Source organism: Lutibacter sp. A64 (genome assembly GCF_022429565.1).
GTDB lineage: Bacteria > Bacteroidota > Bacteroidia > Flavobacteriales > Flavobacteriaceae > Lutibacter.
In genome coordinates this window covers 3,538,423-3,551,645 of sequence record NZ_CP092487.1, presented here as the reverse complement: position 1 = coordinate 3,551,645, position 13,223 = coordinate 3,538,423, and the positions used below count along the sequence as shown (strand labels likewise).

Below are 13,223 nucleotides of genomic sequence, written 5' to 3'. Positions count from 1 at the left end.
TTAAGGAGTTTTTAATATTTTTAGATTCCTGTTTTCACAGGAATGATTGTTTTTACTCTATTTGTAAACTTCCTTTACAAATTCTTCGTAATTTAATTCTTTTACTTTAAACGTGATTTTTTCTTTGTAGAAAGCTAATAATTTTTGACTTACTAATTGTTCTTGTAAACGTTTAGCTTCATCTTGATTGCTTAATACACGTTGTACAATATCATCCAATTCTTTTTCTGCTGGATTTAATTGCCCGTATTGTGCCATTTGTGCTTTTACAAAACCTTTTGTAAAGTCTTTTAACTCTTCAAAATCAAGTTTTATATCGTTATCTTTTAATACTTTTCCTTCAATTAATTGGTAACGTAAACCTTTTTCAGATTTTTCATATTCTTCAGAAGCTTGTTCTGGAGAGATTGGTTTTTCACCAGCTACAGCTAACCATTTTTTCAAAAATTCTGCAGGTAAATCGAATTTAGTATTTTCTACTAAATATTCAGTTACTGCATTTAATAATTGTTGATCTGCTTGTGTTTGAAATTGCTTTTCAGCATCTTCTTTTATTTTTTCTCTAAGTTCTTCTTCAGATTTTACAATATCTGGTCCAAAAACTTTATCAAATAATTCTTGATTAACTTCGGCTAATTCAGTTACACTAATTTCTTCAATTGTAAAAGTTAAAGGAATATCTAAACCGTGAATCTCGTCATGACCTACACCTAAAGCACCCATTAATTTATGTTCGTCATCAAACAATCCTTTAGATTGTAATTCAATAACATCACCAACTTTAGCTCCAATAAATTTCTTTTTATTTACTTTTCCTTTTATTGAATCTAATTCTATTGTAGATTTTTTATCAATTCCTTTTTCTTCGTTAGCAAAAGTACCTGCAATATTTACACCTTCTACTACTGTTTCTTGAGGTACAATTTTACCAAAACGTTTTTGGATATTTTCTACTTCTTTATCTAAAAGATCTTTATCTGCAACAATATTGTATTGTGTTATTTTATTTTTTGCATCTAAATCTACATCAAACTCAGGAGCTAAACCTAATTCAAATTCAAATTCATAATCTTCTTTATCCCAGTTAAAATCTTCTTGCATTTTTGGCAATGGATTTCCTAAGATATCTAATTTTTCTTCAACTAAATAGTTGTTTAAAGATTCTTGAAGTAGCTTATTAACCTCGTCTATCATTATAGATTTACCGTATTGCTTTTTTATCATTCCCATTGGCACATGCCCTTTTCTAAATCCTGGAATGTCAGCTTTTTGACGGTAATCTTGTAAAATCTTATCTACTTTCTCTTGGTAATCAGCAGCTGAAATTTCAACCTTTACTACTGCATTTAATGCATCAACACTTTCTTTTGTAATATTCATTTTATGTTGTTTTTATCTTAAAATCATTCAAAATTGGGTGCAAAAGTACTACTTTTTGCGTACTTGACAAATATTTAACCTGTTCAAATTCAACTATTTTTGTTTATCTTCTTCTAAAAAAGAATACAATACCGATTGGAATATAGATAGTAGTACACTAAATAATAATGCAATCCAAAATCCTGAAACTGAAAATCCACTAACAAAATAATCTGCTAGTAAAATAATTACTGCATTTATTACCAATAAAAAGAGTCCGAGTGTTACAATGGTAGCGGGTAAAGTAAAAAATATTAATAATGGTTTTACTGTTACTCTTAAAATTCCTAAAACTACGGCTACAATAATTGCACTTGTATAGCTAGCAATTGCTACGCCTGGTAAAAAGCTAGCTAAAATAATTACGGCTATAGCTGTTAATAAAATTCTTAAAATTAATTTCATGTATATATTTTTTATATCTTAAATCTGTCTATAACTATGCCAAATTTATTTTTTGTTTAAAAACGTGACAACTTCGCTATAAAACTGCGTCGGATTTTCTGCGTGAAGCCAATGCCCTGCATTTTTGACAGTTACAATTTTTGAATTTGGAAAATGCGCTGCTATTAATCCCTCTTCATTTTTTGTAATATAATCAGATTTTTCTCCTTTTAAAAATAATGTTTCTCCATTAAATTCTGTAAATGAAGGCAATGCTGCTCCAACTTCATTATTGTTTTCGGTTAAACTTTCTAAATTAAACCTATATGCCAATTGCTCTTTTGTTTTTCTATAGACATTTTTAAGTAAAAATTGAAGTATTCCGGGATCTTTAATATAAATTTTTAAAGTTTCTGCTACTTTATTTCTTGTATTTTGTATTTCGAAATTTATAACGTTTAATGCGGCTAAAATTTGTTGGTGATGCGGCTTGTAATATCTAGGACTAATATCTGCAATTATTAATTTATCTACATAATCAGGAAAAGTAACTGCAAAAAGCATAGCTGTTTTTCCTCCCATTGAATGTCCTAAAATTACTACTTTTTCTAAATTATAATGTTGTATATATTTAAATAAATCTTCAACGAGCAACTCATAATCAAAATCATAGGTATGAAAACTACGTCCATGATTACGTTGATCTATTAAATGAACTTGGTAATTTTCTGCAAATTTATTCCCTAAAGATTTCCAATTATCACCCATTCCAAAATACCCATGTAAAATAAGCAATGGTGTTCCGGTACCTAAAATTTTTGAATGTAGAATCATTTTTGTTAAATCGTTTAATTGTTGGCATTGGTATTTAATTTTCTCAATTTTTAATCTTAAATTTTGAGATTGCCATAACTATTTTATACTATTTTAGCTTCTACTACGCTCAGCCGCGGTCAAAGTATTAGCTCTTTAACTTCTCCCCTTTTTCTAACTTTTAAACTTTTAACTTATATTTATACATATTCACCACATTTTCTAATCCCAAATAAAGAGATTCTGTAATTAATGCGTGCCCAATAGAAACTTCTAAAAGATTTGGAATATTTTCTGCAAAAAACTTAATATTATTTAAACTTAAATCGTGTCCGGCATTAATTCCTAAACCAAGTTCTGTAGCTAATTCTGCACTTTTTGTGTATGGAATTATAGCATCTTTGTTTCCCAAGGCATATTGCGTTGCAAAATCTTCGGTATACAATTCAATTCTATCTGCTCCAGTTTTTGCTGCAGCTTCTATCAGTTTAAAATCTGTATCAATAAAAACTGACGTTCTTATTCCTTTAGACTTAAATTCGGTAATAACTTCTTGTAAAAAAGCTTGATGGGTAATTGTATCCCAACCAGCGTTTGAAGTAACTGCATCAACAGCATCTGGCACCAAAGTAACTTGTGTTGGACGAATTGCAAGCACCATATCCATAAATTTCTTAATTGGATTTCCTTCAATATTAAATTCGGTAGTTACAATTTCTTTTAAATCATACGCATCTTTATAACGAATATGACGTTCATCTGGCCTTGGGTGAATGGTAATCCCCTCTGCTCCAAAATCTTGAATATCAGATGATACTTTTACTACATTTGGAAAATCTCCACCTCTAGAATTACGTAAAGTTGCAATTTTATTTACGTTTACACTTAATTTTGTCATTGCTAAAATTTTTAAAAATTAAAAAGCGAAGCAAATTTACAAACTAATACCTAATTTAACCTTAAAATATTACATATAAATGGTTTCTTTTACTTTTATAACAATTAAAAACAGTACGCTAACATGTATATATTTATTAATTTTAAGAGCTTTTAGTAAAAAAACAAATCTATTTATTTACATATTTTTTAAAATTAAATTAGCTTAAGCTTACGTTTTGGATTTATTTTTGATTTATTTGTACTATAATAGTGAACAATATGGAAACCGCCCCTTTTATACTTAAAAAATTTAAACCTTTTACCAGCAATAGTTCGGTAAAAGCTATAAAATTATTTTTTAAAGAAACTGCATTTTCCCATTTTCCTGTTGTAGAAGACGCTAAGCTTTTAGGTTTAATTTCAAAAATTGATATTGATGAAATTAATGACGATGAAAAAAACTTAGAAGACTTTAGCTATTTAATTAAATTATTTTTCACACTCCAATCTGAAAATTTATTAGAATTAATTAAAGCTTTTGCTGCTAACGAAACTAATTTAGTTCCTGTAATTAAAGACGACCACACTTATTTAGGTTATTTAGATTTAATTGACATTTTACACGTTTATAACGAAACGCCTTTTTTAAATAATGAAGGTGTTGTATTGCAATTAGAAAAGGAAATTTTAGATTTTTCGTTTAGTCAAGTATGTCAAATTGTAGAAACTAATAACGGGAAAATATCTGGGTTATTTATTTCGGAAACTTCAGGTGCTATTGTTAAAATTACACTTAAATTTAGTGCTCGAGATATTAACGAAATTATACAAGCTTTTAGACGCTATAATTACACCGTTTTATCAAAACATAAAGAAGATTTTTATTTAGAAGAGCTTAAAGAAAGGTCTGATTACTTACAAAAATACTTAAACATTTAAGAATGAAAGTAGCAATTTACGGTCAGTATTTTAAAATTGAAGATAGTGCTTATGTAGAGAATTTATTTCAAATATTAACCTCTAACAATATAGATTTTGTAATTGAATTAAAATATTACAAATCCCTTAAAAAACATCTGAACATAAAAAAGTATAAAACTTTTACATCTTATAAAGAATTAGATAACACATTTAATTTTATGTTTACCATTGGTGGAGATGGAACAATTTTAAGAGCTGTTACTTTTATAAGAGCCTCAAATATTCCAATTGTAGGTATAAATACAGGTAGATTAGGGTTTTTGGCAACCGTACAAAAAGAAAATATCTTAAATGCGGTAAATTTACTTCTAAAAAAAGAGTACAAATTAAAAGAACGTTCTCTATTAAGCATTACAACATATCCAGAGGTAGATGGTTTAAACACGTTAAATTTTGCTTTAAATGAAGTTTCAGTAAACAGAAAAAATACCGCTTCTATGATTACTATTAAAACGTATTTAGATGATGAATTTTTAAACTCTTATTGGGCTGACGGATTAATTATTGCAACACCGACAGGTTCTACTGGATATTCATTAAGTTGTGGAGGACCTATTATAACACCGCAAGCCAAAAGTTTTGTACTTACACCAATTGCACCACACAATTTAAATGCAAGACCATTAGTTATACCAGATGATACAAAAATAACATTTACTGTAAGCGGAAGAGAAGATCATTTCTTTTTATCTTTAGATTCTAGAATTAAAACCATAGACAACAATACCGAAATAACGGTTAAAAAATCAGATTTTAACTTAAAAGTGGTACAATTTAAAGATCAAACATTTATAAAAACACTAAGAGAGAAGTTACTTTGGGGACAAGATACTAGGAATTAATTCTTCTATGTATACCTAATTGGCATCTAAAAAATTATTTCTAAAAACTTTAAGACATTAAACACTCGTTTTTAGCGAATAAATATTATTAATATTTAAAAAAGAAATTTAAATTTTTTACCAAAATTAGAGAATACTCTACACTTTATCAGCTAATTAACCTTATATACACAAACCTTTCCTTTATTTTTAAAGGTGACTTAATAACGACTAAAAATTACATTTAATATTAAAAATAAAAAATATACAATGTATGTTTTTTTATTGAGTCAATTATTATTTCTAAAGTAGGCTTTAAACTTCAACAATATTTTCAGATATAAACAGTTTATCAAAAAAGACATTGTTAAACTTCTATAAGCAAGTATATTTATTTATATTTGCTCGCTATTTTATATTATGAAAAATAATATTTTACTTATTGCATTTATCTGTATCACAACAACTTCCATTTCACAAATTCATGAAATTGGAATAATGGTTGGTGGTAGTAACTATATTGGAGATATTGGAAAAGAAAATTATATTAACCCCAACAGTTTAATGGGAGGGTTAATTTATAAATGGAATAAAAACCCACGCCTTTCTTTTAGAGGTACTTTTACCTTTGCACAAATAGAAGCAGATGACAAAAACTCATCTAATCTGGCACGTTATAATAGAGGTATTAAATTTACAAACAGCATAAAGGAACTAGCTATTGGGTTAGAATTTAATTACTTCGAATACAATTTAGATGATTTTAGAAAAACAAGCACTCCATATTTATTATTTGAAATTGCTGCTTTTAATTATAAAACAATAGTTGGCGGAACCGATAGTTCTAATTATGAATACGAAGCAAACACATCTTTTGCTGTTCCTTTTGGTGTAGGTTATAAAACCAAATTATTTGGAGATTTTGCAATAGCAATAGAACTAAGAGCTCGTTATACTTTTGTAGATGATATAGATTATAATAATTATGAAATAAAAGCATTACAATTTGGAAATCCAGATAGTAATGATTGGTATATTTTTAGTGGTATTAACCTAGTTTATACTTTTGGAAGACCACCTTGTTACGCAACACCCTATTAATGGAAGCATTAAAAAATAATATCTTAAAAAATCAAGTCCCAAAACATGTAGCCATAATAATGGATGGTAATGGTAGATGGGCTAAACTTAAAAATAAACCGCGCGTTTTTGGACATAAAAATGGCGTAAACTCTGTACGTGAAACCATAGAAGCATGTGGAGAAATAGGTGTTAAGTATTTAACGTTATACGCCTTTTCTACAGAAAACTGGAAACGTCCAAAATTAGAAGTAAAAACATTAATGGCTTTATTGGTTTCTTCACTTAAAAAAGAATTAAAAATACTTCAAAAAAACAATATTAAATTAAATACCATTGGTAATCTTCATGATTTACCAGAAAGTGCTCAAAAAGAGCTAACTGAAGTAATAGATAAAACCAAAAACAACACAGCTTTAACCTTAACACTAGCGTTAAGCTATGGATCAAGAGATGAAATTGTTAATGTTATCAGAAATATATCAAAAAAAGTTGTTAATAATAAGCTTCAACTTGAAGAAATTGATGAAAATATTATAAATAATCATTTATATACGTTTTCTTTGCCTAATGTTGATTTTTTAATTCGTACAAGCGGAGAAAAAAGAATCAGCAATTTTTTATTGTGGCAAATAGCGTATGCCGAATTGTACTTTACAAATACACTTTGGCCAGATTTTAAAAAAGAAAATCTGTTTAATGCAATTTTAGAGTATCAAAATAGAGAACGAAGGTTTGGAAAAACCAGTGAACAAATTATAAAAATAAATGAATAATTTAAAAATAGCCCTTTTACTTTTTACCGTTATTTTAAGTTTTAATTCGCTAAATGCGCAAGAAGAACAAACCAATAACAACAAAAATGTTGATATAAAAAATAGTGAAATTGCAAATGACACTATTAAAAAAGACTCAGTTTTGCCAACTGTATCAAATGCAAAATTTATTAAAGATAGTTCTTACGAACTTGGAGGAATAACAGTAAAAGGCCTTCAAAAATTTGAAGAGCAAACCGTAAAAGTATTCACTGGATTAAAAGTTGGTCAAGAAATTAAACTTCCTGGAGACAAATTAACAAGCGCCATAAAAAAACTATACGAAACAAAGCAATTTAGTAATGTAGAAGTATACGTTGCAAAAATAGATGGTACTACTGTTTATTTAGAGTTTGAAGTTGAAGAACTACCACAACTAAACAACATTACAATTACAGGTGTAAAAACTAGTAAAGCAAAAGAACTTCAAAAAGATGCCGAGTTAAAAAGAGGTGCTATGGTAACAGATAACTTATTAGTTACCACTACAAATTATTTTAAAAAGAAATACCAAGAAAAAGGATTTTTAAAAACCAAAGTTTCTTTAGATACAAAAAAAGACACTTCTGATGTAAACATAGTTAATATGTTAGTGCATATTGATAAGGGTGAAAAAGTAAAAATTAAGAACATTAATTTTGAAGGCAATGAAGCTTTAAGTGATAAGAAACTTAGAAAAGCAATGAAAAATACCAAAAAGAAAATGCTTGGTAGATTTTGGAAAGGTTCTAAATATATAGATGCTGATTTTAATGAAGACTTAGAAAACATTATAACTACATACAGCGAAAGAGGACATAGAGATGCAAGAATTTTAGACCACTCACTTACTTGGAACGACGACAATACATTAAACTTAAACCTTAAAATTGAAGAAGGTAAAAAATATATTTTTGGTGATATTAAATTTATTGGAAACAGTAAATATACAGATGAACAATTACAACGAGTTTTAAGAATTGAAAAAGGAGATACCTACAACGGTAAGTTATTAAAAGAACGTGTTACAGGTGATGGCTCTCCAGACTCTCAAGATATTGCTACAGAGTACCAAAACAACGGATATTTATTTTCGCGTGTAATGCCGGTTGAAACAAGAGTAAATAACGATTCTATTGATGTAGAAATTAGAATTTACGAAGATCAAATTACCAAAATTAATAAAGTAACAGTAAACGGTAATGACAGAACAAACGACCACGTAATTTATAGAGAAATAAGCACAAAACCAGGATATTTATACAGTAAAGCTGATATTATTAGAACCATTAGAGAAATTGGCCAATTAGGCTTTTTTGATGCTGAAGCAATTACTCCAGATATTTCTCCAAACCATACAGACAAAACTGTAGATATAGATTATACAGTTGCCGAAAAAGGTTCTAGTCAAATAGAATTACAAGGTGGTTACGGTGGTGGCTCTTTTATTGGAACCTTAGGACTTTCATTCAATAACTTTTCAACACGTAATATTTTCAATAAAAAAGCATATAAACCGCTTCCAATGGGAGACGGGCAAACACTATCTTTACGTTTACAAAAAAGTAGATACTACACAACATCTAGTTTTTCTTTTACAGAGCCTTGGCTAGGTGGTAAAAAACCGAGATCATTATCTTTTTCTGTGTATAATTCTAAACAATTTAGATACGATTACTACTCTAACGATGTTGATAAAGATCAACGTTTAAACATAGTTGGTGCAACTGTAGGTTTAGGACAACGTTTAAAATGGCCTGATGATTATTTTACACTATCGCAAAGTATTAGTTACCAACTATACGACCTTAAAGATTACGGAATGAGTATTGGTAACCTAACTTTAAGTAATGGTAATTTAAATAATTTAGCCTATAATATTACGCTTGGAAGAAATTCTGCAGGACCAAACCCAATATTTCCAAAAGGAGGTTCAGAATTTGCCATAGGAGCAAAACTTACAATTCCATACTCTTTATTAAACGATAAAGATTACGACTCTATGGAATTAGCAGAAAAATATAAATGGTTAGAATACTACAAAGCCTTTTTTAAAGGAAAATGGTACACCTCTTTAACTAAAGATGTTGTATTAATGTCTAATATAGAATTTGGATTTTTAGGAAACTACAACGATGAAGTTGGAGATTCTCCTTTTGAACGTTATTTTGTTGGTGGAGACGGTATGGCATCATACCAATTAGATGGTAGAGAAACCATTGCCTTAAGAGGTTATGAAAACGGACAACTATCTTCAATTGCAGGAGGAACCATCTACAATAAGTTCCAAATGGAAGTTAGATACCCAATTACACTAAAACCTTCTGCATCTATCTATGCTTTAGGATTTTTAGAAGCAGGTAACTCTTACGATGGCTTTAAAGAATTTAACCCTTTCCAATTAAAAAGATCTGCAGGTGTAGGTTTAAGAATCTTTATGCCAGCCTTTGGATTGCTTGGTATTGATTTTGCACACGGTTTCGATCCACTACCTGGTGGAACAGAAAAATCAGGTTGGCAAACACACTTTATAATAGGACAACAATTCTAATGTAAAACTCTTATATTTGTAAATGAAACGAGCCACTCAAAAAAATTATTCGTATGAGATAATAACAAATAACGAACAACATGTGACCGTTAAAAAAGGTTATATAGGTACATGAATTATAAATTGGCACGGTTTTTTCTAAATACATATTAGTTATGACAAAAAAAGTTCTTTTATTTGCATTTTTAATTATAGGGTTTTCGGCAATTGCGCAAAAAGCTCAAAGGATTGGTTATATAGATATGGAATATATTTTAGAAAATATTCCAGAATATAATGAAGCACAATCTAAATTAAATTCTAAAGCCTTAACATGGCAACAGAATATTGAAAAACAACAACAAGAAATTGAAGCTTTAAAAGATGAATTAAATATTGAAAAAGCTTTAATGACTAAAGAATTAATTTTAGATAAAGAAGAAGATATACAAATTAAAACTTTAGAATTAAAAAAATTACAAGACTCTTATTTTGGAGTTGAAGGAGATTTATTTTTATTAAGACAACAATTGGTACAACCAATTCAAGATTTAGTTTACAATGCAATACAAGATATTGCAGTAAAAAGAAAATTTGATTTTGTTTTAGATAAATCAACAGATTTAGTAATGTTATATACAAATAAAGAATACGACATTAGTGAGTTGGTAATAAACAGTATTACTAGAGAGAAAAAAATAGAAGCTGCTAAAGAAAAACAACAAGGTATTAACAGTACTATTGTAAACTCTGAAAGTGATAACCAAGAAGTTACAGAAACTGAAAAAAAATTAACCGAAAAAGAAGCTAAAAAAGCAGCATTACAACAAAAAATAGAAGAAAAAAGAGCTTTACAATTACAAAAAAGAGAAGAACTAAAAAAAGCTATTGAAGCTAAAAGATTACAAAGAATACAAGCTATAGAAAACGCAAAAAAAGCGAAAGAACAAGAAAACAAAGAAAATTAATTTAAACAACAAGAATAAAATGAAACAATTTAGAACTTTATTATTAATTGCAGTAATTACTTTAGGGTTTAACTCGGTTCAAGCCCAAACTAAAGTAGGACACATAAGCACAGATTTATTATTAAGTCTTATGCCAGAAACTAAAACTTTAAATGCAGATTTAGAAAAATTAAGTAAAACATACGAATCTGAGTTAAAAGCAGAAAATGATAAACTTGAAGCTAAATTAAAAAAATATGAAGCTGAAGTAGCTTCTCAAACTGACGAAGTAAATCAACAAAGAAGTGTAGAAGTTCAACAAGATAGACAAAACTTATACCAAGCTTCTCAAATTGCACAACAAGATATTGCTAAAAAAAGAGATGATAAATTAAAACCAATTCTAGAAAAAGCTAGAAAAGCAATTGAAGATGTTGCCAAAGAACAAGGGTTTACTTATGTTTTAGATGCTTCTAGTATTATTGTTGCTAATGGTACAGATTTATTACCTGCAGTAAAAGCTAAATTAGGTATTCAATAAAAAATCACCTATAAATTAATAGGCTGTCTAGAAAGATTTGAAATACGTCATTCTGAACCTGGTTCAGAAACTCATTATACTGAGACCTGAATACATACAGGCAGACGAAAATTTCACTTTTTAGACAGCTTTTTTGTACATTTAGAATTCATTTCATCTAAAAGATTTTTAATGTGAATAAACAACCTATTGGCTTATTTGATTCGGGTATTGGTGGCACTTCAATTTGGAAAGAAGTTGTAACCTTATTGCCCTATGAAAATACTATTTATATAGCCGATAGTAAAAATGCTCCTTATGGAGAAAAACCTTCTGAAAAAATTATTGCTTTAGCTATAAAAAATACAGAACTACTTATTTCTAAAGGCTGTAAGCTAATTATTATTGCTTGTAACACTGCAACTACAAATGCTATAGATTATTTAAGAAAACACTATAATATTCCATTTATAGGCATAGAACCTGCTATAAAGCCAGCTGCTTTGTATAGCAAAACTGGTGCTATTGGTATCTTAGCTACAAAAGGAACTTTATCTAGTAAATTATTTGAAAAAACAGCAAAAGAATATACTAGTAAATTAAACATAATAGAACAGGAAGGCTCTGGTTTAGTTCCATTAATTGAAGCTGGTAAATTAAATGCACCAGAAATTATTCAATTACTTGAAACCTATTTAAAACCCATGCTTAAATTTAATATAGACCATTTAGTTTTAGGCTGTACACATTACCCTTACTTAATTCCAGAAATAAAAAAAATAATTGGGTCTAACGTAAACATTATAGATTCTGGAAAAGCCGTTGCTAAACAAACAAAAGCAGTATTAAATAAAAACAACTTATTAAATACAAATTCTACAGCACCGACACATCTTTTCTATACAAATGGAAATAAAACTATACTAGCTAAATTTACCCAGGTAAACACAATTACTTCATTTTAATATTGTCAATTAAAGTCTAATATCTTTAATTTATTTTATAAAGTTATAAACTTTTTTGTAAAATTAGGTTTAATAAAAACTATAAAACCTACTATTATTTCCTCTTCTTCGTTGCCTTAATTCAAAGAAATCAAAAGAAATAAATATTTCAAAATAATTATACGGCATACCTGTTAATTTTTTACTACTTATTTCAAAAGAATAATTAGCACCAATTTCCATTTGATCTAGAAAAATACTTGCTGATGTACCAAAAGATGTTAATGAAGCGCCTTCATAATTATTAACATGTTGATTTATACCCAGTGAAAAATCATCAAAAATAGCTTCTTGGTAGAAATCAAACCTAGATTTTATACCTTGTTTAGTCATTGACCCATACAAAAACAAAAATGAATTTCTCGGTAAAAAATCTCTTCTAAACGGATTTAAATCTATTTCGTAACCAGCTTGTAAAGAAATTAAAAGTTCTTTATTATCATCGGCTTCATCATTTAAAGAAATATTGGGCTGGTTTAAATGTTTTAGATTTAATCCAAAAAACATATTTCTACTATTGTGTATATGTGCACCTGCTCCTAAATCAAAAAAACTTACCCTATTATTTGCATTTACAGGATCTATGGAAAAACCTGAAATATTACCTGTTAAAATATTAATCTGATCTTCAAAAACTAATGACGAAAAGTCTAATTTATTATTTCCATATCCTAAAGAAAGTGATGTATTTAAAACCCACTCATAGGTTAAATTAGTTTTATAGATATAGTGCAAATTAGCTTGAGTACCTGTATATCCAAGTGATGAAATTTTAAAAAGGTTTACATCTAAAGCTAATGAAAAGTTATAATCTTCAAAAAAGGTTGAACCAAAAGCATAGCTATTTTCTATATTACTATCGTTATTTAAAACTTTTTGAGTTCCATATGAAACCCCTACATGTGGCACTTCATCAAAACCATAAAAACTAGGGTTTAAACTTCCTAATAGTTTATTTTGATTTGAGTATATATATTCTTGACTATACATAGTTGTACTAATATAGAAGATAGCTATAATACTGTATATATATTTATTCATCATTAGTGTC

The 13,223-nt window shown here is 28.3% G+C and carries 13 protein-coding genes; 8 read left to right on the top strand and 5 right to left on the bottom strand.

Annotated features, from left to right (window positions below; genetic code table 11):
- Positions 1 to 57 precede the first annotated feature (57 nt).
- The 4 genes from tig to MKD41_RS14380 form a co-directional block, all read right to left on the bottom strand.
- Positions 58 to 1,380 carry a trigger factor gene (gene tig / locus MKD41_RS14395; RefSeq protein ID WP_240243043.1) on the bottom strand — a complete coding sequence of 441 codons (1,323 nt, stop codon included), beginning with the start codon at positions 1,378 to 1,380 and terminating at the stop codon, positions 58 to 60.
- Between the two features lie 93 nt (positions 1,381 to 1,473).
- A complete protein-coding gene (locus MKD41_RS14390; protein WP_240243042.1) occupies positions 1,474 to 1,824 on the bottom strand; it encodes a phage holin family protein in 351 nt (116 codons plus the stop codon).
- Between the two features lie 45 nt (positions 1,825 to 1,869).
- Positions 1,870 to 2,637: an alpha/beta fold hydrolase gene (locus tag MKD41_RS14385; protein ID WP_240243041.1), complete on the bottom strand. Its 768-nt coding sequence runs from the start codon at positions 2,635 to 2,637 to the stop codon at positions 1,870 to 1,872.
- 160 nt (positions 2,638 to 2,797) lie between these two features.
- Positions 2,798 to 3,514 carry a pyridoxine 5'-phosphate synthase gene (locus MKD41_RS14380; protein WP_240243040.1) on the bottom strand — a complete coding sequence of 239 codons (717 nt, stop codon included), beginning with the start codon at positions 3,512 to 3,514 and terminating at the stop codon, positions 2,798 to 2,800.
- Between the two features lie 260 nt (positions 3,515 to 3,774).
- Between MKD41_RS14380 and MKD41_RS14375 the strand changes: the two genes are divergently transcribed.
- The 8 genes from MKD41_RS14375 to murI all read left to right on the top strand — a co-directional run bounded on the left by MKD41_RS14375 (position 3,775) and on the right by murI (position 12,133).
- Positions 3,775 to 4,434, top strand: coding sequence for a CBS domain-containing protein (locus tag MKD41_RS14375; RefSeq protein ID WP_240243039.1), 660 nt, complete (start codon positions 3,775 to 3,777; stop codon positions 4,432 to 4,434).
- A gap of 2 nt (positions 4,435 to 4,436) precedes the next feature.
- Positions 4,437 to 5,318 (top strand): NAD kinase, encoded by an 882-nt coding sequence (locus MKD41_RS14370; RefSeq protein ID WP_240243038.1) that lies wholly within the window; start codon positions 4,437 to 4,439, stop codon positions 5,316 to 5,318.
- A 399-nt stretch (positions 5,319 to 5,717) separates the two neighbouring features.
- Complete coding sequence (locus MKD41_RS14365) at positions 5,718 to 6,398, top strand: DUF6089 family protein (RefSeq protein WP_240243037.1); 681 nt, start codon at positions 5,718 to 5,720, stop codon at positions 6,396 to 6,398.
- Entirely contained in the window at positions 6,398 to 7,153 is a 756-nt protein-coding gene (locus tag MKD41_RS14360) for an isoprenyl transferase (protein ID WP_240243036.1), read from the top strand. The genes MKD41_RS14365 and MKD41_RS14360 overlap by 1 nt, the downstream gene beginning before the upstream one ends.
- Positions 7,146 to 9,722 (top strand): outer membrane protein assembly factor BamA, encoded by a 2,577-nt coding sequence (bamA, locus tag MKD41_RS14355; protein WP_240243035.1) that lies wholly within the window; start codon positions 7,146 to 7,148, stop codon positions 9,720 to 9,722. The genes MKD41_RS14360 and bamA overlap by 8 nt, the downstream gene beginning before the upstream one ends.
- A gap of 155 nt (positions 9,723 to 9,877) precedes the next feature.
- Entirely contained in the window at positions 9,878 to 10,669 is a 792-nt protein-coding gene (locus MKD41_RS14350) for an OmpH family outer membrane protein (RefSeq protein WP_240243034.1), read from the top strand.
- A gap of 19 nt (positions 10,670 to 10,688) precedes the next feature.
- Positions 10,689 to 11,189, top strand: coding sequence for an OmpH family outer membrane protein (locus MKD41_RS14345; RefSeq protein ID WP_240243033.1), 501 nt, complete (start codon positions 10,689 to 10,691; stop codon positions 11,187 to 11,189).
- 173 nt (positions 11,190 to 11,362) lie between these two features.
- Positions 11,363 to 12,133, top strand: a complete 771-nt coding sequence (gene murI / locus MKD41_RS14340) for a glutamate racemase (RefSeq protein ID WP_240243032.1) — start codon at positions 11,363 to 11,365, stop codon at positions 12,131 to 12,133.
- A gap of 69 nt (positions 12,134 to 12,202) precedes the next feature.
- On the opposite strand, the gene MKD41_RS14335 is transcribed toward murI, so the two are convergent.
- On the bottom strand, positions 12,203 to 13,213 hold the full coding sequence (locus MKD41_RS14335) for a type IX secretion system membrane protein PorP/SprF (RefSeq protein WP_240243031.1): 1,011 nt from the start codon (positions 13,211 to 13,213) through the stop codon (positions 12,203 to 12,205).
- Positions 13,214 to 13,223: the final 10 nt, after the last annotated feature.